We start from the raw sequence: 21,769 nt of genomic DNA, 5'->3' as shown, positions 1-21,769 counted from the left end.
TCATTCTGATCCCCCACGCAGGCGCCGCAAACCCCGCATCAGTCCCTGGAGCCTCTTCAGCAGCCGAGGTTTGGAGCGCACGAACACCTCGGCCCGGTTGCGGATCTCGATGGCTGCGCTCACGGCGCTGCCTCGCACCGTAATCCCGTGGCAAAGCTCGCGCAGGCCCGAACCCGCGGCACCCATATGTTCCTTATAACTCTGGTTGCCTACCGACAGGTCGAAATAATTGAAATCGCGCCCGCGCGCCCAACTCATCAACTTGCCCATGATCAGAAGTCCCGGCGAGACATTGGGCACCGCGCCCTGATCGATTGAGATCAGCAGAGCATGAACGGTGACTTGATGGATCAGCAGGTATTGGACCGCGATAAGAGCTTCACCCACACGCAACCCGAAGAGCCGCACCGACCCATCCGACAGGCCCTCGAGAGCGGCGTTTCGATAGAAGTCGACAACCGCCGCCTGCGTCAGCAGGTCGAAGCGGCCCAGTTCGCGAAAGCGGCTGAGCCGCATCCGGACCAGGCCGGCGAAGATGACCTCCACCAGGGCCGGCGTGTTGGCTTCGACCAGTTCCACGTCGCCAAGCCGTTCGAGGCGGCGCCAGTCCTTGTTGAAGGCCTTGACGAAGGATGGCCGGCATAGGCGCTTGAGGACGGTTTCCGGGTCGCCGTCGATGGCGAGACCGAAGCTGGTATGCAGGGAATCGCGCGTGGCCGCGAGCAAGGCCAGCGGATTGGCGACGCCGCTGATCGATTGCGGAATTCCCGTGATCTGGATGCGGTCCGCCGGCGGCAGCACGGAACGCACCGCGGCCCACGCGGCCTGCGCCGATTGCGTCGTCCACGGGCTGGCATCGGCCAGCAGCGGTGCCGAATAGTCGCAAACGCCACAGCTCAGCCATTCGATCACCCGATGGCGGAAGGCCGGTCGCCGTATCAGCGGCACCAGCATTCGCGGCGCACCCGTGACGGCATCGTTTACCTCCACGATGAGCAGTTCCGCACCTTGCGGCATCAGCCGCGCAACGATCCCCTCGGCCCAGGCATAATTCTGGTGGGCGGTGCACACACCGTCCGTCTGGAGGCGCAGCCAGAGCGGCCTCACCGCTTCCAGGCTGGTGTGGAGCCGCGCCGTGTAGGCATCGATGGCGACGACGGTGGCCGGATGGGAGGACTGGCCATCGGGCGAGCCGGCCACCGCAGCAATTTGCACCGCCTGGACTGCCATGTTTTTTCCTATCGCTTTGCCGTAGCGAACGGCAGCGTGCGCCGCCACGCGCCCAACCGGCTGTCGCGCGCCTCGTCGGGATGCTCGATATTCCACATGCGGTGATGCGCGAAATACCACGATGCCACGAGCACGAACATCTCCGAGACGGCGGAACCCAACAACGCCCACGGCGGAGACGCGATTGCCAGCAGGGCCGCGATCAGCGCCAGGCCGACGACCGCGCCGCCCGTGGTGATGAACGCGACGATCCGAAAATCGCCGAGTATTTCAAGCACGATGCGGGGCATGATATAGAGCATGATAGGGACAAAATTTGCGATCACGAAAAGTCCGATGAACCAGGTCGAAGCGTCTTGGAGAGCCTGGGATTTTATCATCGGCAGGACGAACATGATCGCACATCCATAAGCAAGGCCGCCGAGCCCCATGACGAGCGCCCAGATCTTGGCCTGCGTCCAGACACGGCCTGTTTCATTGTTCCGTATCAGCCTGGCGAGATCCGGCTGCGTCATGTTGACGAACGCAAGGCTGATGATGCGCAGCGGAGCAAACAGCACCAGAACCGCCGCCAGAGGTGCGTAGGCGGCAGGACCGGCAATGCCGGCGACCAGCAGCGCCAGACATTGACCCTGGATGTTGGTGGTGGTCGCGCTGAATGCCGACCAGCGCAGTTGGGGCCAGAGTCTGACATAGCGTCGCCGCGTCGGCATGCGGAAGCTGATGCGAAGCGAGCGCCGAGCCAGCCGGACCAGGACGAAAATGCCGAACACATTTGCCGCGGCTAGTGCATAGAACACGGTCTGCAGCGGGTCTTGGACCAACCATATCGACAGCCCGGTCAGGACACAGCCGGCGACTGTAAAAGCGCCATCGCTGATGGAGACGACAACCTGCTGGCGCCGTGCGAAGAAAGCCGTGCGCATATGGCTGCGCAACGACCAGGCACCGACGAAGCAGCCGGCGGCAATTCCGCTTGGGTCGCCAAGAACATGCATCAGGACTGCCGTGCCGACGGCCATCAGCAAAGCCACGATCAGCGCCGCCGTTCCGAACGCCACGTCATAGGTATCGACGCCGGCGCTGTTGGTGCTCTTGCTCATCCAGATGCTGGCGGGAACGGCGGTGAGCGACCTGATATAGGACAGGCCGACACCGCCCATCACCATGCCGATGGCGAAGAGGCCGTAGCCCTGCGCCGACAGCATGTGCAACAGCATGATGTTGAGGGCAAAATGAAAGCCGCTCTGCATCGCCTCGCCGCCGATCATCAGCACGAGGCGTCGAACCAGATGGCTCGGAAACGCTAGCTTCACGGCCGCGTCTCCGCTTCGCGGGCGGCAGGCACCCTGCCCGGCCGCGCGATGGTCGTCTTCAGCTTGTCGGCGGCGATCGCGGTGATCGCCGCGGCCGCGACCGGCTCGCTGAAGATTGCCTCGTAGCGCGCGCGCCCGGCAGCGACAAACCCGCGCCAGGCCTCAGGGGCGAGGATGATCTCCTGCAATTTCGCGCCAAGAGCTGCTGCGTCGCCGGGCGGAACATGCCAGCCGGTCTCCCCGTCGCTGACCACTTCCACCAGCCCGCCGATCGCCGACACAAGTGGCGGCCGGCCGTAAGCCATCGCCTCTATGGCGACGCGGCCCAGCGATTCCGGACGCCGCGACGGCACGGTGACGATATCGGCCCATCGATAATGCTCAGAGGGGTCGGGAATGAAAGGCAGGACTCTGACGCGCCCGGTAAGCCCCATGGTTTCGACCAGTTCGGCAAGCGCATGCTCGCGCTCAGTGCTTTCGAAGGCGCCGCCGACCAGCCGCACCTCGATCCTCGCCTGGAGTTCCGCCGGCATCGAGGCGATCGCCTCCAGCAGGATTTCCTGCCCCTTGATCCTGTTGATGCGGCCGAGCAGCAGCACCCGCAATGGACGCTTGCCGTCATATGTCATCGGTTCGACCGCCGCCGGCCCGGCAACACCGTTGTAGACGACATACGCACGCGCCGCCTTGGGATCACCAAACGCGGCGCGTGTCGCGTGTGAATTGAAGATCAGATCCGCGTGGCTCCAGCGCATCAGGCCGACAAGTACCCTGCGCATGGCGCCTTCGGGGATTTCGTGGATGTGCAGGACGGCCTTGTGGGGAAGAAGGCGTGCGGCCAGCGCGTAGTCGGCCACGATCGAGGTGTTGACATAGACGAGGTCGCAATCCTTGAGGCGCCGCCACGCCCTGAACACGGCAACCGGCAATCGCGCCATCTCGACGGTCGCAAGGCGCGCAATGGCCTGGCGCCTCAGCACCCAGAGCGGTTCGAAGACGATCCGGCTGGCATGCGCTTCCAGAATCCGCACGATCGGCCCGCTGCGCGGCAAAATCACTTCGATATCGGCCGACGGAAACGCGGCGCGCAGCGCGGCAACGCTCTCCGCGAAGCTGCGGTCAGAACCATAGAGTTCATAACCCTGATGAACGCAGGCAATCCGCATCTTTATATCCCGCCGGGTGCTACAACCATCGCGCTGAGCGATTGTGGCAGAAGCCCGTCCGCAAGAATCATGCCTGGTTCGATACGTCCGACTATCGGTTGATATGTCCGACTATCGGTTCGATACGCCCGACTGCCGGCCGTACGCCCCAGGCATTGCTTCGTTTCGATACAGCTACGCACAGAAGGGTTGACCGAGAATGAAGCAACCATCGGCTTCAACACCGTTTTTTTACAACCCCGCGCGATGATCCCTCGCAGGGTACCGAAATCGGGAGGTGGCACGGAAGTTGCCACCTGCTCATTATAAATTAAGCAATATCTAATATATGAGACATGTGAAAGTGCCGCCGGCCATGAAACCAGAAACGCCCGCCATTCTGATCCTGGGGACCCGCGGCATACCCGCGGCCCATGGCGGCTTTGAAACCTTTGCCGAAAAACTGGCGCTGTTTCTTGTCGGGCGAGGTTGGAAAGTTGGCGTCTATTGCCAAGATGAGGTCGAGCGGATCGACCAGAGGGTGCGCAGCGAAACCTGGCGCGGCATCGAGCTCATTCACATCCAGGTCGCCTCCAAGGGACCGCGCGCGACGCTGGAATTCGACTGGCAATGCGCCCGCGACGCCGCCCGGCGACCGGGTGTTTGCCTGGTGCTCGGCTACAATGGCGCGGTCTTCCTGACCTGGCTCAGGCTGAAGCGACGCAAGATCTTCACCAACATGGACGGCATCGAGTGGCGCCGCCCAAAATGGGGAATGGCGGCGCGAACCTGGTTCTGGGTCAACGAATGGATCGGCGCATGGGCCTCGCATCGGCTGGTCGCCGATCATCCCGCCATCGCAGATCACCTGGCGACACGCCGGCCGCGCAGCGCCATCGCCACCATCGCCTATGGCGCCGATCCAGTGGCATCGGCGCCCGAGGCGCCGGTGCGGGCGCTCGGCCTCGAGCCCGGGCGCTATCTCATCTCGATCGCGCGCATCGAACCCGACAACAACATCCTGCCGATCGTCGAAGCTTTTTGCTCCGCCAAGCGCGACATGAAGCTGGTGGTGCTGGGAACGCTGTCCGACGACATCCCCTATCATGCCGCCATCCGCAAGGCGGCGAATGGCTCGGTGGTCCTGCCGGGCGCCATCTACGACCAGGCGACGGTCAAGGCGCTCAGATACCACGCCCGCGCCTATCTGCATGGCCACACGGTCGGCGGCACCAACCCCTCGCTGGTCGAGGCGCTGGCGGCCGGCAACATGGTGATCGCCCACGACAATCCCTACAACAGATGGACCGCCGGGGCTGCGGCGATCTACTTCACCGACAAGGACAGTTGCGCCAAGCGGATGCAGCAGGCGCTGGACGATGATGCCCTGGTCAAGGCCTGCGGCGTTGCCGCCAGGGCGCGCGCCCGCGAAGCCTTTCGCTGGGACGATGTCCTGCTTGCCTATGAAAATGAGGCCTATCATTTGCTCGGCATGACCGCCGCCAAGACCACCGCGATGGATCACGCATCGCCAGGAACCGTATGACAGGCTGGTCGCGCCGGCGGGTGCTGCGGACGGCGCTGTCCACCGCGGCGGCTCTCGGCTCGCTCCCGATCGCACCAATCGCTCGCGCAGCCGCCGGGCCGCGATTTCGGCGCGGCGTCAACGCCTGGCCCTGGTTCTCGCTGACGCGCGAATTTCCCGCTCCGCGCACCGACTATGACTGGCCGCCCTTCCAGTCGCAACGGCCGGTGCCGACCCCGGACGACCTGCGTCGGCTGCGCAGGACCGGGCTCGATTTCATCCGTCTGCCTGTTGATCCCGGCCCTTTCCTGGCCGCCGACGCCACCACGCGCGGCCGGTTGCTGGACATGCTGGACGCGGCTGTCACGGCCACCCTCCACGCCGGCCTCGGCATCATCGTCAACATCCAGGCCAATGCCGCCACCCATTATTGGAACCCCGACCGCATGGTCTCCAGCACCGCGGCGCCCGCCTTCGATCTCTACCGCGGGCTGGTCGGCGAGCTTGCCGGCAGGCTGGCGCGGTTCCAGCCCGGCAGGGTGGCGCTCGAGCCGGTCAACGAGCCGGCGCAGGCCTGCGCGTCGAACGTCTGGTCGCAGATCCAGCTTTCACTTCTGACGGCGGCAAGAGCCTCGGCCGCGACCCTGCCGCTGGTCGTCACCGGCGGCTGCGGCTCGATGGTGAGCGGACTGAACGCGCTCGATCCGGCACCGCTGTCCCCGTTCGAGCCGATCCTGTTCACCTTCCACTTCTATGAGCCCTATCTGTTCAGCCATCAGGGGGCACCCTGGATGCGCGAGCCCGTCTACCGGTCGCTCAACAATGTGCCGTGGCCGGCATCCGCCGGCTCGCTGGAACAGACGCTGGCATCGGTCAGGGCGCGCATGGCGCAGGACACCGAAACCCCTGAAGACGCCAAGCAGGCCGCCTATGCCGAAACCGAGCGTGTGCTGAAGGTCTATTTCGACGCCCGGCCCGACCGCTGGTTTGTCGACAAGTATCTTCGCCAGGTTCGCGACTGGGGAGATGCGCATGGCCTTGCGCCGGAACGCATCATCATGGGCGAGTTCGGCGCGCTGCGCACCGACGCCCGCTATGTCGCCGCGCCCAACCCGGATCGCGTGCGCTACATCGCCGATGTCAGGCGGAGCGCCGAGGAACTCGGCTTCGCCTGGGCACTGTGGGATCTCTTCGATGGCATGGGCATGATGGACGACACCACCCGGGCGCTGGACCCGGCGGTGATCGAGGCGCTTGGCTTGGTTATACCGGAGTAGGTCGGTTGAAGGCTACCACCAGTGGCAATCACTGACCTCAGGGATTAGCCGAAAGCCACCCTCTCTTCGTCATCCTAGGGCGGAGCAAGGAGCGAAGCGACGCGGCGCAGACCCTAGGATCCATGCCGGGACATTGAAGCGTCGCAGCGGTGAATAGCTCGACCGGCCGGAGCGCTTCTACCGATGACCAATCTCGGCCAAGACGGGAAGCGCGAGACGCTGGGTCTGCACCGCCGCGTCCTTCGATCTCCGTCGCGGCATGGATCCTAGGGTCTCCGCGACGGAGCTTCGCTCCTGCTTCGCCCTAGGATGACGAAGCGCGGCGAGCCCAAAGCTAATCGCGGAGGTTTTCGTTCGTCATGTCCAGGTTTGCGCCGGCTGCGCCCTTTGTCTCACCACCACCCGCGCCGGCCGGTAAAGCACCAATGCCAGCACCACGAACTTGGTCAGCAGCGTCGTCTTCGACGCGACGCTTTCCGAAGTGTTGATCAGGATGACCCAGCCCAGCATCGGCAGCCAGATGCCGGCATGGCAGCGGCGCGCCACCTCGAACAGGAACAGCACGAAGCCGAACGTCAGCAAAAGGGTGAAGAAGGCGCCCTGATAGAGGACCGTGCGGATGATCGGGTTCTCGATGCCCTGTTCGAGACCGTTGATGCGGCGCAGGCTGTCGATCAGCTCGACATCCGGCCCCACGATCAGATCGCGCAATTCCAGGTGCTTGAAAAGCTCGAACATCTCGACGCGGGCATTGGCGCTTCCGCTGTCCGACACGAAGCGCTCCAGCAGCGCGTCGAAAAAGCCCAGATATGCCGCCACTATGATGACGACCGGCAGCAGTGCGGCAAGCATGAAGCCGAGTGCCGCACCCAAGAGATTGACGCGGCCCTGGCGCAATTTGGTGGTGCCCTGAAAAAGCAGGTAGCAGCCGCCTAGCACCACCGTCGTCACCATCGCCGTGCGGCCGCCGAAGGCGACGAGTGCCGCGCATTGCAGGCCGATCAACCCTATCCGCACAGGCATCGACAGGGATCTGGCACCGGAGAGCAGCGCAAGCACATAGATCGACGTCACCATGGCATTGGCAAGCGGATGCCCCTGCAGCGCGCTCGAGCGCAGATCGGTGGTAAACGCCACGCCGTCCAGGCGATAGGGGAAGATAAGCGTCTTGGTGGCGAACTCGAAAAGGGCAAGCAGCGCATTCGCCGTCATGACCACGTGAACGACGGTCTGCAGCCCGGCGAAGGTCCGTTCGTCGTCCTCGCTGAGCATCAGGACCAGAAGTGCCGCGGCCACGAACGTATCGATCATGCCGGCCATGCCGGGCCGCTGCCTTGCGATGACGACGAACAGAAGCACGATCGATATGGCGGCCATCAGCGCGCTGGCCGGACGCCTATCGGCGACATGCACTAGATAGCCGACCGGATTGCCGAAGGTGCAGGAGCGCCAGGCAAGCAGCAGCACGATGAGATAGGTGGACGGGTGGATCTTGGTCGCCGGGTTGCCGAACAGGCCATCATAATTGTAGCCGACCAGCCACAGCATGCCGCCCGAGATGCTGAACAGCACCGCTACCGCCGCGATCAGTCCGAAGCGCGTCAGCGCATCGAGCGACGTGCCGGCGCGGGGTGCGGCAACACCATGGTTCGAAGCGCTTGCGCTCCAACTGGCCGCCATATCAGGCGGCCTCGTCGACCAGCAAGGCGGCCGTTGGCAACCGCCCCATCACGGAAACCGCCTGCGCGGTCGTCGTGACGTCGCGCATCGGGGTGGCGTTCAGCGTGGCGACGAGTACGATCTCGTCGGCCATGGCGACCAGCGGCGAGGCATTGAGATTGTCGGCCAGCGCGCCGCCGTCGATGACGACAAGCTCGAAGCTCCGGCTGGCCCGCGCCAGCATCTGCTGCGCAAAATAGATGCCATGCGCTTCCTGGAAGACCGCCTTTGAGCGGCCCCTGCCCAGCACGGCAACATTGCTGCCGGCGGCGTAATGGCTGACGGCCTCGAAGGCATACTCGCCGCGCAGCACATCGAGGATTCCCGGCTGCCGATCCTTCTGGTCGCCGCCGCCGGCATTGGCATCGATGAACAGCACACGGCTGCCCCTGGACGCCGCGGCATCGGCCAGCAGCCGCGCCACCCGGCTGCGCTGCGCGCCCTCGCCCGGCGACGATGTCACCAGGATGGAAGGCACCAGCGGCCAGTCCGCCGGACGCTGGCCCGAACTGAACATGCGCCTCAGTGCAAGGCCGACGACGGCGTCGGTCTTCTGGCTGGAGGCGACGGCGCGCGCCCCGCCGAAAGGCCACCAGCGCCGGCCAGTGCCCGACTTTGCCGGCACCACGCCCAGCACCGGCGCGTCGATGGCCGACTGCATCTGCGCGCTGGAAAGCACCGTCGGCGAGGAATATTCGGCGATCAACGCCAGACCGGTGCCGAGCCCAAGGCCGCCGAATATCGCGCCCAGCAACAGCAGCGGCAAAGGCGGCCAGCTCTTCTTCAAGGCGGGCATGGCGTTGGAGATGATGCGCGCATTGGTGCTGTCGACATTGATCTGCTCGCGCGTCTCCTGGGCGCGCTGGAGATAGTTCGAGTAGACGGAACGCAGCGCCTCGAGATCGCGCTGCAATTCGCGCAGCCGCACCGAGGCCTGGTCGGTGTCGAGCGACTTGCTCTTCATGCCGGCGACCTTGGCTTCCAGCGCCTGCTGGTTGGCCAGCGCCCGTTCGTAGTCCGTCTCGGTGGCGGTGGCGATGCGGCCGAGTTCGCGCGCGATCAGCTGGCGCGTGTCGCGCAGCTGCTGCTGGGCGGCGATCAGCGAAGGATGACGAGGCCCCAGCTCCGTGCCGAGCTGCGAGACCTGGTCGACCAGCGTCGCCTCTTGCGCCCGCAGGCTCGAGATCACCGCCGAGCGCATTGCTTCCGAGGTCGCGTCCGCCGTGCCGCTCTGGCGGCGCATCTGGTCGACCTGCGCCTTCAGCGCCGCGGTGCGGCTCTGCGCCGCCGCAAGCTGCGTATTGATCTCGGTCAGTTCCTGGTCGCTGACCAGGTTGCCTGCCGCCATCACCATGTTGTTGGCGGACTTGTAGGCCTCGACGGCATTCTCGGCCTGCTGGACGCGTTTGCGCTGCTCGTCCAGCCGGGCGGTGATCGACTCGGAGGCGTCCCTGGCCATTTTCGCACGCGCGCTCGCCTGATCGACCAGGTAGGCCTGCGCGATGGCGTTGGCCAGGAGGGCGGCCTTGTCGGCGCTCTTGGCGGTGACGATGACGTCCAGGACCAGGACCTTGTCGGCCCGCTTGACCGCCAGGCGCCGGCGCAGCGCGTCGAGTGTCTGCACCGACCTGTCGCCTTCGGCCGATGCCGAACCGAGTAGGCGCGACAGCAAGCCCTGCCCGTTGAATTCCGGATCCTGCGTCAGGTTTGTCGCCGCGATCGCCCGCATCAGCACGCCTGTCGACTGGACCACGCTGACCTGGCTCTCGACCTGCGTGATGCCGCCATCGGGTGAGATACGGCTGGGATTGACGTCGTTGGTGACCACCTGCAGATCCTGCGGATCGATCAGGATTTCCGCCGCCGAGCTGTAGAGCGCAGGTGTGAAAAGGCCGTAGAGCAGGGCGACCAGCGTCAGCAGTGCAACGGTACCGAAGATCCAGAACCGGCGGCGCACCAGGATGCGCTTCAGGTCGCCCAGTTCGACAGTCGAAGCTGCGTATGATCCCGCGCGTGCCGCATCCGGAGAGTGTTGCTGAGGAACCATGGGCAGGGATGATTGCATGGCTGCCTCCGACAATACTCCATATGCCGGCAAGATCAGTTTGCGGCGATAACCTAGCTATTCCTCCAACTGTTAAAACATTGTTAATTATGTTGAGAGGTGACGTGAATTTTGGCACGCGGTTTGCTTAAAAATATACATATCGAGGTGTTGGCTACGCAGCGAGCGGAGACGGATGCAGATGGGGTTACAATTTGACCGGACCGGCCTGGCCGGCAAGGCCGGGCACCGCCTTTTCGGACCTCCACCATGCAGATAAGTCTACGCCTGGACGGCGACTGCGTCCGCGCCTTTCATCTCACGCTGCTGGAGCGCCTTGCCGCGCTCGGCGACGTCGAACTGTCCGTCGATGTCAGGCCGGCGGGCGGCGGCATTCCGCGCAGCGCCGCGGCCCTGTTTCAACTCGAAACGGCGATACACGGACTGGCCCATGATGGACTGGCCCATGATGGACTAGCCAAGCGTGTGCCGCTTTCGGCGCTCGCGCCCTATCGGCGGTCCCCCGCTTCGCCCGACCTGGTCGTCGATCTCTGCGGCGATGTCAGGCTGGAAAGCACACGGGTCTGGCGCGTCACCTATGACGGCGCCAGCGGGGAAGCGGCCTTGCTGGCCCTGACCCTCGCCGGCCGCACGCCGCTTGCCCGCATCGAGGAGAACGGCGTTGCGATCGCCGCCGGGCGTCTGGGCACAGAATATGGCGGCATCGCGCTGGCGTCCTTCCAGGATATGCTGGCGCGCACAGCAAGCCTGATCGTCGCTGCCATGTCAGGCGCGGCAAAGTCGGTGCCCGATCTGCCAGAGCCGGCGCAGGCAGGCAGCCCGCCGCCAATGCCCTCGGCCGGCAAGCTTGGGGTCAGAGCCGGCAAGGCGCTGGCGCGGCGGATCGTCCAGAATATCTATCACCTTTGCTACAACGCGCCGCATTGGAAGGTCGGCTGGCGGCAAACCGGGGGTTCCGATCTGTTCGACCTGCGTGCGCATCCGGCGTCGGGTTGGCAAGAGCTGCCGGACGATGGCAGCCGCTTCTACGCCGATCCGTTTCCCATCCTCTACCAGGGCCAGCTGACCCTGTTCGTCGAGGACTATATTCACCAGCTCGGCAAAGCCATCATCTCCGCCGTGCCCTTCGGCCCGGCAGGCCCGCTCGGAAGGCCTGAACCGGTGCTGGATCTGCCCTACCATCTCTCCTACCCCTTCGTCTTCGAGCGCGACGGCGAGGTCTGGATGGTGCCGGAAAGCTGCGCCAACGGCACCGTCGATCTCTACCGGGCCACCGCCTTTCCCGGTGGATGGGTCAAGGAGGCGACGCTTCTGTCCGGTGTCGTGGCCAGCGACGCCACGCTTGTCGAGCATGGCGGCTCCTGGTGGCTGTTCGCCACCGTCCGCGACGGCGGCGGCGCCTTCTCCGACACGCTGCATCTGTGGTCGGCGCCGGATTTTCGCGGCCCCTGGACGCCGCACCCCAAAAATCCCGTGCTGATCGACATCGCCTCGGCGCGGCCGGCCGGCCGCATGGTCAGGCGCGGCAACGACCTGCTGCGCCCGGTTCAGGACTGCCGCAGGAGCTATGGCGCGGCGCTTGGCATCGCACGCATTTCTCACCTTGATTTGATCGGCATGGAGCAGGTCGTTGAAACCATCTTGCATCCAGGTGCGCTATGGAGTGGGCGTAAACTTCACACGCTCAACGAGGCTGGCGGCTTTGAGTTCATCGATGGCTCGGCGATCGCACCGCGCTGGAAGCAGCGGGCCCGCGATTAACCTAAACATTGGTTACTACCAGGCACGCGCTCCGGTTGCTTGCGGTTGATTTAGGTCCGGAAGATATTTTCTACCGGAGATTGTGAAACGTGCAGTTGCCACCAGAAAGGGCAGCAGAATGAGTATCTCAGAGGCCTGCCCGGCCGAAGTCGATGTGGCGATCGTCGGTGCCGGAATGGCTGGGACCACCTTAGCCATGCTGTTGGGAAAAGCCGGGCGCAAGGTGGCGCTGATCGATCCGCACCGCGTCCACCACGAGGAGTTCCGGGCCGAGAAGATCGGCCTGGATCAGATGCTGCTGTTCGAAAAGCTCGGCCTCGATGCGACACTCAAGCGTCTCGTCACCTCGACGACCGACACGCATGTCTTTCGCCTCGGCCAGTTCTTCGCGCATGAGAAGAAGGCTGAATTCACATTCTCCTATGGCGCGCTGATCAATGGCCTGCGCGACGCCTTGCCTCCGCAAGTGCCGCTGACGGTCGGCAAGGTAACCGAGGTCTCGACTGGACCGAACCGGCAGCGGCTTGTGCTGGCCGACGGCACCATCATCGATGCCCGCCTGCTGGTGGTGGCAACCGGTCACGGCGAGGCGGTGCGGCGCGCCGTCGGGGTGCAGCGTATCGAGCAATCGAAGGCGCATTCATTGTCGATGGGATTCGACCTCGCCATCTCGCCGCGCGATTTCGGTCATCAGTCCGTCACCTGCTACAGCAGGCGGGCTGCCGACCGTATCGCCTACATCAGCATCTTTCCCCTCGGCGACAAGATGCGGGCGAACATGTTCCTCTATCGCAATGTGGCCGAAGCGTGGACGCGGGCGTTCCGCCAGGAGCCGCAAAAGATGCTCTGCGAACTGATGCCCGAAATAGCAGCGCGATGCGGCAATTTCGAAGTCGCTAGTCCTGTCGAGGTCAGGCAGATCAGTCTGAGCACCACGCAAGGCCATCGCCGCGACGGGGTCATCTTCATCGGCGATGCTTTCTGCACGACGTGTCCAACGCCGGGCGTCGGCATCGGGCGCGTGATGACCGATGTCGATCAGCTCCATTCGGTTCACATTCCACGATGGCTCGAAACACCAGGCATGGCGGCCGACAAGATCAACGCTTTCTATGACGATCCGGTCAAGGTGGCTGCCGATGAGGATGGCATGCGGGTGAGTTATTATGCCAAGTCGATCACCGCCGACAGCGGACTGGAATGGCGCGTAAGGCGCCTGCGCAACAACACCGCGCGTCGGCTGATGATCATCGGCCGCAAGGTCCGGCATCTGGGACAGCGGCGGGCGCCCAGTATGGCGTAAGCCCGCGCTCTCTCGGCAGAAAGGCGCGGGCCGATCTGAGGCCCCGATCTTCGGCAGGCGATGGAGGGCACCACATGCCGCAAGCATCAACTTTTAGAGACGGCTAGTGTTCCGTCTGGCCCCGCTTGGTCCCGCCCAAGGGCTGTGCTGAACGCGCTTGCAACAGCGCCCCGTCTCGCCTCCCGGCGCGATGTTGTAAATCGTTTCATCCAGGGTATTTTGGCCATCGGGAACAGAGGGAATAGTCATGTCCAACAGCGCCTTGCCGCTGGTTATCAGTGCGCCGGAACCACGCACGCTCGACCTGATCTTCACAGCCCGGCAGCTGGCGCGGCTCAAGACGCATTATCGCATTGTCGAGACGACCGCTGACGGCGTCGCGAAACTGCCGGCCGACGTGCTGGCCGAGGCGCGCTATATCATCGGCCAGCCGCCCATATCGCCCGAAACGCTCGACCGGATGAAGGCGCTGCGCTGCGTCTTCAATGTCGAGACCAACCTCATCAACAACATGCCCTACGAGACCTTGTTCGCGCGCGGCATCCATGTCGTCACCACCGGCCTGGTGTTCGCCGAGCCGGTCGCGGAGCTTGGCCTTGCCATGGCGCTCAACCTTGCCCGCGACATCGTCGATGCCGACCTCGCCTTCCGCCAGGGACAGGAACTGTGGGGCGGCGACGGCAACCAGACGGCGCGGCTCCTGTCCGGCGCCGATGTCGGCATCATCGGTTTCGGCGATCTCGGCCGGGCGCTCAACCGGCTGCTGTCGGGCTTCCGCACCCGCACCAAAGTCTTCGATCCCTGGCTGCCGCCATCCATCCTCATCGACAATGGCGTCGAGCCGGCCTCTCTCGACGAGGTGCTGTCGACCAGCGACTTCATCTTCGTCGTTGCGTCGGTGACCAGCGAGAACCAGGGTTTTCTCGGTGCCGACGCCTTTGCCGGCATGCGCAAGGGCGCCGCCTTCATCCTGCTCAGCCGCGCCGGCGTGGTCGACTTCCCGGCGCTGATGGCGGCGGTGAAGAGCGGCCACATCGTCGCCGCCAGCGACGTTTTCCCCGAAGAACCGCTGGCGCGGGACCATCCGGTGCGCACCCTGCCCGGCTTCCTGCGCTCGGCTCACCGTGCCGGCGCGCTCGACATCGCCTTCAAGCGCATGGGCGATATGGTGCTGGAGGACATGGACCTGATCGACCGCGGCCTGCCGCCGCTGCGCTCCAAGCGCGCCGAGCGCGAGACGGTTTCGCGCATGCGTTCCAAGCCGGCCGACAGGAATTGAAGCGTGGATTTTCGTCCCGGTCGGCCGACCCTCGACAAGGTCGGCTTGACAAGAGCGCGGCCGGCGACGACGCTCCCGCAATCGAATTTTGCGGAGGGAAGCCATGAACATGAAGAATATCTATGAAAAACCGATGCTGCTCAAACGGCAGAAACTCTCTGCCGTGACGGCGCAGCAAGCCGCTTCAGGAGTGACAGGTCCGACAGGGCCGACAGGCTGACGCCTCGCGGCGTCCAATAAAGGCAGCATTGGACGCGCCTGCGGGTCGGCGGCGAAACGACAGTCGCTCGCAACTTCAGTGTTCATGGCTGCTCTTCGCTCTGCGGGCAACCGCTTCCATAAAAGAGCGCGCGGCAGCGTCACAAGCCGTTCTGGACGGTCCGTTCGCGGACAGCACGACCTCCGCGGCCTTCCGCGACATGCCGTATTTCCGGGCGAAGATCGCAGCGTCGTAAGGTTCGTTTTTGGCTGCCGGTGTCGCGGACGTGATCCTCGCCTTGGTCATTGGCGGGTCCGCCTGAAACTTTCGAGCAACTCGCCTTCATTGCGGCAGCCATTCTGAAACAGCGAAAACACTGTGGCTGCCAGCCGCTGTACGTCCGACTCCCCCGACACGCGGTCAAGTTTGCGCTCCAGGCAGACCCGATCGAAGACGCGCTGGCACAGCTGCAGATCGGAAGGATGGAAACCGGGATTGCGCTTATGAAGGCTCGGCATAAGAAGCCCCTTTCGGAGCAGCGACCACTTCCTTGACGCTGTCGGTCAAAAAATGAAATCGGACTGAGCAAGAGTCAACATCGGCCTCATCACAGTAAGTATCGTACAATTCTCCCGCCGGTCTGCCGAACGGTTCTCAGGCCCAGCGCGACATGGCGCTTTGTCATTAGCCGGCGGATTTTATTGGCCCTCACCGTGATCCGACGCTCTCAAGATATATGTCGGTTTTGTACCAAGTGACGCTTGGTACGTTTCCGACACTAACATTCAGGCCGATCTTTTCATATGCGAACGGGCGTTGGGGGGCGCCGTGCTTCGAATTTCACATCGCATTCATAGCTTTATTCGTTCTGCGCCCCTATACATAGGCGATCGTCCGCACGTTTTTACGGGCACGGACGGCTGGGAGATTGGATGGCTCTTGCCCTGCATTGGGCCACGCCATGTCTGATCCCAACAAAAATCATCAATACCGAAACCAACTGCTGCGACGCATGCCTGCGGATGATCTGGTGTTGCTCGAGCCGCACATGCAGCGCTGCGACTTGCCGCTACGCATGATGCTTGTGACCCCGAATATTCCGATCGAGGCCGTCTACTTCATCGAACAGGGCATCGGTTCGGTGGTCGCCAGCACGGCGAGCGGCCAAGAGGCCGAAGTGGGCTTCATCGGCTTCGAAGGCATGACGGGATACTCCCTGGTGATGGGCGACGACCGTGCGCCGCATGCCTGTTATGTACAACTCGAAGGCGAGGCGATCCGCATCGAAGCCGGCGCATTCAAGGCAGCATTGGCGGCAAGTGCGACCATGCGCATGTTCCTGCTGCGCTTCATCAACGCGCTACAAACCCAGGCCGGCTGCACCGCGCTCGTCAACGCGCGGCTGAAGCTCGAGGAGCGGCTGGCGCGATGGCTGCTCATGTGCGACGACCGCGTGCCGGGCGAACATCTCGCCATCACGCACGAATTCCTGGCCATCATGCTTGGTGTCAGGCGGCCAGGCGTCACCGTTGCCCTTCAATTGCTCGAAGGCCGCGCGCTGATCCGCTCGCGTCGGGGCGAGATCGTCATTCGTGACCGCGCCGGGCTGCTGGAACTTGCCAATGTCAGTTACGGCGAAGCCGAGGCCGAATATGCAAGGCTGATCGGCGAGATCGGCGCGCCCTGATCAGGAGCGGTCGCCGCCGGCATCCGGCTTGCCCGATGTCGCTTTGCCGGGCGGCGCCGCACCGCCTTCAAATGCGCCTCGGCCAATCGGCCCATCCCTGCCGACCGGCAAGCCGGCATGCTCCAGACTTGCAAGCTTGCACTTCGTCTGCTCGGCCGCCGCTCCGACAAGGCAGTCGATGGTGAACATGGCACCGGCGTGCTCGCTTGCCGCGACCGCCTGGCGGATCTTCGTCAATTGCGCTTGTGTGTAGTCCAGAAGCTCGACCAGGCCGGTATGATCCAAACCGCCCTCCATTGCAGGATGTCGAGAGGCCGATCTGAGGTCGCTCTTGCCACCGAAATACGCCCATTTGCGGGGCTTGCATAGCCGGACTGTCAAAATCGTACAGTCTACGCGCCACGGGATCCTCGCCCTATTGGACAAAGGTCCATCTTCGCACCCTCGCTACGTCATGCAAGTGTATATAAGCTATCGCTTGAATACTGGTCCGTACGTCTGTCGGGGAGATGTCGTGCCAATCCGCGAGAATCTCGCCGCCAATCTCAGGCGGCTGGTCCAACGCCACGCTTCCGTCAGCGCGGTGTGCCGTGAGCTTGGCATCAACCGCACCCAGTTCGAGCGCTATCTGCAAGGCAAGGCGGTTCCCAACAAAGCCACCGCTAGGCTGATCTGCGACTATTTCAAGATCGACGAGGATGAGTTGTATCGTGAGCCGGCCGCCGCGGCAGCCAACGGTGACAGCAATGCAACGTTGCGCGAGGCACTGTACGAGAACATGGTGCGGCCGCCGTCGCCCGCCATCGCCGGAGGCACCTATTTCACCTATTTTTCGATCCCCGGCCGACCCGATTTTTTGATGCGCTCGGTCACCTTCGTGCGGCGTGAGGCCGATCTCGTCACCTTCAGGCGGGTAACGCGCTGGGCTCCGGGCGATGGCCAGGGTGGTTCGAGAATGCCCGGCAACCATTACGGCGTGGCGATCTCGCGCCTGAACTGGATCTATTTCACAGGCATCAACCGCCGCCAGACAAGCGAGCCCTCGATCATGACCGTACAGTGGGCGCCCATCTCCGAACCAGTTCTGGTCGGCAGGGCGATCGTCCTCACCGGATCGGGGCCGGCCTTTGTGTCGGTCATCATGCGGCAGGACGTCACCAGGATCAGCATGAGGCGAGCGATGCTGATGGCCCATATCGTCAGTCTCGACGACCCCAGCGTCGATCGGCTGGTGGTCAGTCTTGCACGCGAGACCCGCTAAACTCGCTTTCTACGGGAAAAATCGGGGAAAGTTTCAAGTTTTTCGACTATATTTTTCTTCGTTTCGGGATTTTTGCGCAAAAAATGCCGGAACTTTCACCCAAACCTGTCGTTTTCCAACTGATCGTTGCTTCGACGATCCCAAGCAACAGGAGGAGTACACCATGAACATCAAGATGATCTGTTTCGGCGCGATGACGCTCTCGATGGTTGCCGGCTCCGCGCTTGCGGCAGGCGACACCGGCACGTCGGCTCTCGACGATCCGGCCAAGATGCAGCCCTTCTACACCGATAGCGGCATGAAGACGATGGTCAGCAACGACGACTTCGTGAAGGCCTGGAAGGCCCTTACGCCGGACGACCAGACCGCGATGATGAAGGCCTGCGAGGACGAGGCGAAGGACGCCACTGCGGCCAACAGCCATCCGGAATTCTGCAGCAGCGTGAAAGCGAACGGCGGCAGCAAGTAGCAATCCAGCGAACCGATGAGAAACAGCCCCTTCGCGGGGCTGTTTTGCGTCTGCCGCAGGGCGCGCGGCCAAGCCCGCCACGCAACGATCAAGCCCGGCCGGCGCGCCGGCCCATTTCCATTCCTGCTATGTTGCACTGCGACAAAATTGTTTTATGTTGCACTGCGATAAATTTGTTGCATTGCGATATCAGCCTGCCCGGCCGACGTTGCGCAGGGGCTGGGCCTTGCACGAAGGAGCCGTCGTGGCAGCATCGTTCCGGTCGGACATACAAGGATTGCGCGCGCTCGCTGTCGGCGGTGTCGTCGCCTACCATTTCGGCCTCACCGCGCTCCCCGGCGGCTTTGCCGGCGTCGACATCTTCTTCGTCATCTCGGGCTGGCTGATAACAACCCACCTCATGCAGGAGATCGGCGAGACCGGCCGGCTCGACCTTTGGCGCTTCTATGCCAGGCGCGCGCGGCGGCTTCTGCCGGCAGCTTTGTTCGTCATCCTGGTTACGCTGGCCGCCGGCTACTTCATCCTGGCGCCGCAGGAGCAGGCGCTCTATTCGCGCGGCGCCATGTTCGCCTCCGCCTATGCCATCAATCTGTGGCTGCTGCGCTGGTCGTTCGACTATTTCGCCGCCGACGCCACCAGCAATCCCTTCATCCACTTCTGGTCGTTGTCGGTGGAGGAGCAGTTCTATCTGGCCTGGCCGGCGCTGCTTCTGCTGGCCGCTTGGCTGCGGCCGGGCCGGCGAACGGCCGCAGCCGTGATAGGCGTTGCCGGCCTTGCCTCCTTCGCCGCCTGCCAGTGGCTGACCAGCGCGGCGCCGGCCTGGGCCTTCTATTTTTCGCCGCTGCGCGCCTGGGAGTTCGCCGCCGGCGGCCTTGCGACGCTGGTCCCCATGGCTTTGCTGCAGCACCGCATCTGGCTGCGGGCAGCACTTGGCTGGCTCGGCCTGGCGCTGATCGCGACCGCCTATCTCCTGTTGAGCGAAGACCTGCCCTTCCCCGGCTGGTACGCGTTGCTGCCGGTGGCGGGCACCGTTCTGGTGCTGCTGAGCGGCGTTGGCGGGCCGCAGACCAATAGACGGACCGGCTGGCAAGCCCTTGGCCCGGCTACCGCTTTGTCCCTGCCTCCCTTGCAATGGATCGGCACGCTCTCCTATTCGCTCTATCTCTGGCATTGGCCGGTCATCGTCTATGCCGGGATGCTGGCGCCGGATCTTTCCGTGCCGCAGCGCCTTGGCTGTGGCGTGCTGGCGCTCGCGCTGTCGGTGCTCACCTATCATTTGATCGAAGACCCGGCGCGGCGCGGCGCCTGGATGGCGGTGGGCGCCCGCGCCTTTCCCAGGGTCATTCCAGACGCAAAACCGCTTCGCGCTTTTCCCGGCCTTGTGCTGGTTCCCGCTCTGATGCTGACCGGCACCGGCGTGGCGGTCGCCTATGCCAACGCGCATCTGGCCACGCGCAATATCGGCCCCGAGCAGCGCGGCATCGAGCAGGCGGTCGAAAGACCTTCCATCGCGCGGGCCGTCGACAAGAACTGCCTGGCCGACTTCCAAACGGTGACGCCGAAACCCTGCATGTTCGGCCCGGCCGATGCCACCCGCACCATCGTGCTGTTCGGCGATTCGCACGCCGACCAGTGGTCGACGCCGCTGATCGAGGCGGCCAAGCGCAACGACACAAAGGTCATCACCTATCTTAAATCATCGTGCCGCGCCTCGCGGCTCTCCACCTTCAACACGGTGCTGAAGCGCGACTACACCGAATGCGACGCCTGGCGCGAGCAGGCCATATCAGAGATCATCCGCCGCAAGCCGCGCCTGGTGGTGATCTCCGAATTTTCCATCGGCAATCTGACCCGCGACCTGCCCGCCGCCGAACGCACCGCCGAAGTAGCGCGCTGGCAGGCCGGCCTGCGCTCGACCTTGCAGGCCTTCAGCCGGGCCGGTGTCGAGACGGCTGTTATCCGCGACACGCCGATTAACGCCAGCTTCGCCGGCTCCTGCGTGGCGCGCACCCTGTGGTGGCGCGAAGCCCCCTCGCCGCACTGCGATACGCCAAGGGCGGACGCCGCCAACGACAGCACCGCCGCCGCCGAGCGCGCCGTGGTGACCAGCGTACCCGACACCCGCTACATCGACCTCACCAACCAATTCTGCGGCCCGACCACCTGCCACGTCGTCATATCAGGCAAGCTGGCGTTTCGTGACAGGCACCATCTGGCGACGGGCTTTGCCGAGACACTGGCGGGGCCATTGGAGAGGGCCTTGTTTTAGGCGCCTGGGTATCTGCGCCCGGTCCGCATTGTTCATCACATCTTGCGAATCTGTGGAACGGGCTTGATCACGGATCCGGCCGGCATCGCCGGTCGGATCCATTTCACCCCTCACCGCCTCATCATCATCACCCCGTAATGCACTGCCAACAAATCCAGCCCCACCTTCAGCAGCTTCGTCACCACGTTCCGGCCCTCGCCGGTCTGCTCGGCCAGGCGCTTGAGGGAACCGTCCGCGCAGCAGACTTGTCGCACCACGGCGGCCACCTCCCAATGGCCTAGCGCTCTTGTGGCGGCGGCATAGGCCCTGCCGGCGTCGAGAACGCTGTCGGCGATGCCGCCGCCGTCGCGGCCGCCGTCGACGCGCTCGCTCCAGCGCATCGGCTTGACATCAGCCTGCTGGCTGCAGCGGAAATCCTCGCGGTAGCGCAGGCCTGCCTCGCGCTGCTGGCGCGACAGCGAGGTGATGCCGATAAGCGCATCGATGGCGCGCACCCGCACGATGCCGCCGGTGGCGGCGTAGCCGTCATTCGACACCTCGTAGACACGGGCAGCCTCCAGCGTTCCCGCCGCCAGCCGCTTGCGGCCGAAGGCGTCATCCCTGAGCGCGAAATCATGGCCGATCTCGCGGCGTATGCGCACCTGCTCGGCCTCGCCCTTCGGCAATTTCGGCGCCTGCGGTTTTGCGGGTTTGGTCTTTTTGCTCATGGAAGGCTCCTGGTTGGCTTGGGATGATGGAGGACGGCAAAGCGGCGATCCTTCGCGCTGTTGGGCATCTCCCCACATGGTCGGCAGGGCGGAGAGGGCCGCCGTTCGGTTGGCCTTCGTTGAACCGGAGGTCGTCGCCTCTTCGCCGCTGCGCCAGCATCCTTGCCGCCCGGCATCCAGGCTGATGGAACCGGCGCGAGCTTTCGACGTTATGTCGCGTCCACGCCAAGGGGAGGTTCGCCGATGACAGCCTTCATGCCGGTTACCGTGCGCTTTTGCGACAACAAAACCATGCTGGTCAGTTCGGTGGCCGGCGCAGCCGAGGCACTGCGCCACCAATGGCCCGACAAGACAGCACCTGGTTATCTCGAGGCGACGCGGCTGGTTACGCTCGCCGTCGACGGCACCTGCTGCCAGCGCATCGCATTCGACGCCTTCACCAGGGCGGCCAAGCAACAGAACATACTGGTGGCCAGGCCCAAAAGCCGCGCCCATGACTGGCTGAACGCGGTGGCTAGTCCATGAGGATCGCCAGCCAGCCGAAAAATTGATGCAAC

Annotated in this window: 19 protein-coding genes; 11 read left to right on the top strand and 8 right to left on the bottom strand. The window is 64.0% G+C overall.

The window, feature by feature from the left end; genetic code table 11:
* From NKJ04_RS24170 to NKJ04_RS24160, 3 genes are read right to left on the bottom strand one after another with little or no spacing between them, the layout of a single operon-like run.
* A complete protein-coding gene (locus NKJ04_RS24170; protein WP_352677646.1) occupies positions 1 to 1,230 on the bottom strand; it encodes a GNAT family N-acetyltransferase in 1,230 nt (409 codons plus the stop codon).
* An 8-nt stretch (positions 1,231 to 1,238) separates the two neighbouring features.
* A complete protein-coding gene (locus NKJ04_RS24165) occupies positions 1,239 to 2,546 on the bottom strand; it encodes an MATE family efflux transporter (protein WP_352677605.1) in 1,308 nt (435 codons plus the stop codon).
* Positions 2,543 to 3,712: a glycosyltransferase gene (locus NKJ04_RS24160; protein WP_352677604.1), complete on the bottom strand. Its 1,170-nt coding sequence runs from the start codon at positions 3,710 to 3,712 to the stop codon at positions 2,543 to 2,545. The genes NKJ04_RS24165 and NKJ04_RS24160 overlap by 4 nt, the downstream gene beginning before the upstream one ends.
* A 355-nt stretch (positions 3,713 to 4,067) precedes the next feature.
* On the opposite strand from NKJ04_RS24160, the gene NKJ04_RS24155 reads away from it, so the two are divergent.
* Together NKJ04_RS24155 and NKJ04_RS24150 are read left to right on the top strand one after the other, a co-directional pair.
* Entirely contained in the window at positions 4,068 to 5,237 is a 1,170-nt protein-coding gene (locus tag NKJ04_RS24155; RefSeq protein ID WP_352677602.1) for a DUF1972 domain-containing protein, read from the top strand.
* Positions 5,234 to 6,493, top strand: a complete 1,260-nt coding sequence (locus NKJ04_RS24150; RefSeq protein WP_352677600.1) for a glycoside hydrolase family 5 protein — start codon at positions 5,234 to 5,236, stop codon at positions 6,491 to 6,493. The genes NKJ04_RS24155 and NKJ04_RS24150 overlap by 4 nt, the downstream gene beginning before the upstream one ends.
* A gap of 357 nt (positions 6,494 to 6,850) precedes the next feature.
* Here the strand turns inward: NKJ04_RS24150 and NKJ04_RS24145 are convergent, their stop codons facing one another.
* Both NKJ04_RS24145 and NKJ04_RS24140 read right to left on the bottom strand, forming a co-directional pair.
* Positions 6,851 to 8,173, bottom strand: a complete 1,323-nt coding sequence (locus NKJ04_RS24145; protein WP_352677598.1) for a VpsF family polysaccharide biosynthesis protein — start codon at positions 8,171 to 8,173, stop codon at positions 6,851 to 6,853.
* Position 8,174: 1 nt separating this feature from the next.
* Entirely contained in the window at positions 8,175 to 10,277 is a 2,103-nt protein-coding gene (locus NKJ04_RS24140; protein ID WP_352632176.1) for a GumC family protein, read from the bottom strand.
* Between the two features lie 249 nt (positions 10,278 to 10,526).
* Between NKJ04_RS24140 and NKJ04_RS24135 the strand changes: the two genes are divergently transcribed.
* From NKJ04_RS24135 to NKJ04_RS24120, 4 genes are all read left to right on the top strand, one after another.
* A complete protein-coding gene (locus NKJ04_RS24135; RefSeq protein ID WP_352677596.1) occupies positions 10,527 to 12,038 on the top strand; it encodes a glucosamine inositolphosphorylceramide transferase family protein in 1,512 nt (503 codons plus the stop codon).
* Between the two features lie 118 nt (positions 12,039 to 12,156).
* Positions 12,157 to 13,341 (top strand): FAD-dependent oxidoreductase, encoded by a 1,185-nt coding sequence (locus NKJ04_RS24130; RefSeq protein WP_352677594.1) that lies wholly within the window; start codon positions 12,157 to 12,159, stop codon positions 13,339 to 13,341.
* A 247-nt stretch (positions 13,342 to 13,588) separates the two neighbouring features.
* The gene (locus tag NKJ04_RS24125; RefSeq protein ID WP_352677592.1) at positions 13,589 to 14,620 is read left to right on the top strand and encodes a hydroxyacid dehydrogenase; all 1,032 of its coding nucleotides are present in this window, start codon (positions 13,589 to 13,591) and stop codon (positions 14,618 to 14,620) included.
* A 103-nt stretch (positions 14,621 to 14,723) separates the two neighbouring features.
* Entirely contained in the window at positions 14,724 to 14,840 is a 117-nt protein-coding gene (locus tag NKJ04_RS24120; protein ID WP_348629858.1) for a putative RiPP precursor, read from the top strand.
* Between the two features lie 75 nt (positions 14,841 to 14,915).
* Here NKJ04_RS24120 and NKJ04_RS24115 read toward each other — a convergent pair whose 3' ends face one another.
* On the bottom strand, positions 14,916 to 15,125 hold the full coding sequence (locus NKJ04_RS24115) for a hypothetical protein (protein ID WP_023813302.1): 210 nt from the start codon (positions 15,123 to 15,125) through the stop codon (positions 14,916 to 14,918).
* Between the two features lie 655 nt (positions 15,126 to 15,780).
* Between NKJ04_RS24115 and NKJ04_RS24110 the strand changes: the two genes are divergently transcribed.
* The gene (locus NKJ04_RS24110; RefSeq protein ID WP_352677590.1) at positions 15,781 to 16,506 is read left to right on the top strand and encodes a Crp/Fnr family transcriptional regulator; all 726 of its coding nucleotides are present in this window, start codon (positions 15,781 to 15,783) and stop codon (positions 16,504 to 16,506) included.
* Here NKJ04_RS24110 and NKJ04_RS24105 read toward each other — a convergent pair whose 3' ends face one another.
* Positions 16,507 to 16,791, bottom strand: a complete 285-nt coding sequence (locus NKJ04_RS24105; protein WP_081734951.1) for a hypothetical protein — start codon at positions 16,789 to 16,791, stop codon at positions 16,507 to 16,509.
* 229 nt (positions 16,792 to 17,020) lie between these two features.
* Between NKJ04_RS24105 and NKJ04_RS24100 the strand changes: the two genes are divergently transcribed.
* The 3 genes from NKJ04_RS24100 (at position 17,021) to NKJ04_RS24090 (ending at position 20,505) form a co-directional block, all read left to right on the top strand.
* Positions 17,021 to 17,767, top strand: a complete 747-nt coding sequence (locus tag NKJ04_RS24100) for a helix-turn-helix domain-containing protein (RefSeq protein ID WP_352677587.1) — start codon at positions 17,021 to 17,023, stop codon at positions 17,765 to 17,767.
* A 163-nt stretch (positions 17,768 to 17,930) separates the two neighbouring features.
* On the top strand, positions 17,931 to 18,236 hold the full coding sequence (locus NKJ04_RS24095) for a hypothetical protein (protein ID WP_023813297.1): 306 nt from the start codon (positions 17,931 to 17,933) through the stop codon (positions 18,234 to 18,236).
* Between the two features lie 244 nt (positions 18,237 to 18,480).
* Positions 18,481 to 20,505: an acyltransferase family protein gene (locus NKJ04_RS24090; protein ID WP_352677585.1), complete on the top strand. Its 2,025-nt coding sequence runs from the start codon at positions 18,481 to 18,483 to the stop codon at positions 20,503 to 20,505.
* Between the two features lie 110 nt (positions 20,506 to 20,615).
* Here the strand turns inward: NKJ04_RS24090 and NKJ04_RS24085 are convergent, their stop codons facing one another.
* The gene (locus NKJ04_RS24085) at positions 20,616 to 21,212 is read right to left on the bottom strand and encodes a DUF6456 domain-containing protein (RefSeq protein ID WP_352677583.1); all 597 of its coding nucleotides are present in this window, start codon (positions 21,210 to 21,212) and stop codon (positions 20,616 to 20,618) included.
* A 243-nt stretch (positions 21,213 to 21,455) separates the two neighbouring features.
* On the opposite strand from NKJ04_RS24085, the gene NKJ04_RS24080 reads away from it, so the two are divergent.
* Entirely contained in the window at positions 21,456 to 21,737 is a 282-nt protein-coding gene (locus NKJ04_RS24080) for a DUF982 domain-containing protein (RefSeq protein ID WP_352551403.1), read from the top strand.
* The last annotated feature ends 32 nt before the right edge of the window (positions 21,738 to 21,769 follow it).

This window comes from Mesorhizobium sp. M0618 (genome assembly GCF_040320765.1).
GTDB lineage: Bacteria > Pseudomonadota > Alphaproteobacteria > Rhizobiales > Rhizobiaceae > Mesorhizobium.
This window is presented reverse-complemented; position numbering and strand designations above follow the sequence as displayed.

What these genes read in the sequence shown, in the direction of transcription:
- NKJ04_RS24170 (WP_352677646.1), bottom strand. Translation starts at nt 1,230, where the DNA reads ATGGCAGTCCAGGCGGTGCAAATTGCTGCGGTGGCCGGCTCGCCCGAT.
- NKJ04_RS24160 (WP_352677604.1), bottom strand. Translation starts at nt 3,712, where the DNA reads ATGCGGATTGCCTGCGTTCATCAGGGTTATGAACTCTATGGTTCTGAC.
- NKJ04_RS24155 (WP_352677602.1), top strand. Translation starts at nt 4,068, where the DNA reads ATGAAACCAGAAACGCCCGCCATTCTGATCCTGGGGACCCGCGGCATA.
- NKJ04_RS24150 (WP_352677600.1), top strand. Translation starts at nt 5,234, where the DNA reads ATGACAGGCTGGTCGCGCCGGCGGGTGCTGCGGACGGCGCTGTCCACC.
- NKJ04_RS24145 (WP_352677598.1), bottom strand. Translation starts at nt 8,173, where the DNA reads ATGGCGGCCAGTTGGAGCGCAAGCGCTTCGAACCATGGTGTTGCCGCA.
- NKJ04_RS24140 (WP_352632176.1), bottom strand. Translation starts at nt 10,277, where the DNA reads ATGCAATCATCCCTGCCCATGGTTCCTCAGCAACACTCTCCGGATGCG.
- NKJ04_RS24135 (WP_352677596.1), top strand. Translation starts at nt 10,527, where the DNA reads ATGCAGATAAGTCTACGCCTGGACGGCGACTGCGTCCGCGCCTTTCAT.
- NKJ04_RS24130 (WP_352677594.1), top strand. Translation starts at nt 12,157, where the DNA reads ATGAGTATCTCAGAGGCCTGCCCGGCCGAAGTCGATGTGGCGATCGTC.
- NKJ04_RS24125 (WP_352677592.1), top strand. Translation starts at nt 13,589, where the DNA reads ATGTCCAACAGCGCCTTGCCGCTGGTTATCAGTGCGCCGGAACCACGC.
- NKJ04_RS24120 (WP_348629858.1), top strand. Translation starts at nt 14,724, where the DNA reads ATGAACATGAAGAATATCTATGAAAAACCGATGCTGCTCAAACGGCAG.
- NKJ04_RS24115 (WP_023813302.1), bottom strand. Translation starts at nt 15,125, where the DNA reads ATGACCAAGGCGAGGATCACGTCCGCGACACCGGCAGCCAAAAACGAA.
- NKJ04_RS24110 (WP_352677590.1), top strand. Translation starts at nt 15,781, where the DNA reads ATGTCTGATCCCAACAAAAATCATCAATACCGAAACCAACTGCTGCGA.
- NKJ04_RS24095 (WP_023813297.1), top strand. Translation starts at nt 17,931, where the DNA reads ATGAACATCAAGATGATCTGTTTCGGCGCGATGACGCTCTCGATGGTT.
- NKJ04_RS24085 (WP_352677583.1), bottom strand. Translation starts at nt 21,212, where the DNA reads ATGAGCAAAAAGACCAAACCCGCAAAACCGCAGGCGCCGAAATTGCCG.
- NKJ04_RS24080 (WP_352551403.1), top strand. Translation starts at nt 21,456, where the DNA reads ATGACAGCCTTCATGCCGGTTACCGTGCGCTTTTGCGACAACAAAACC.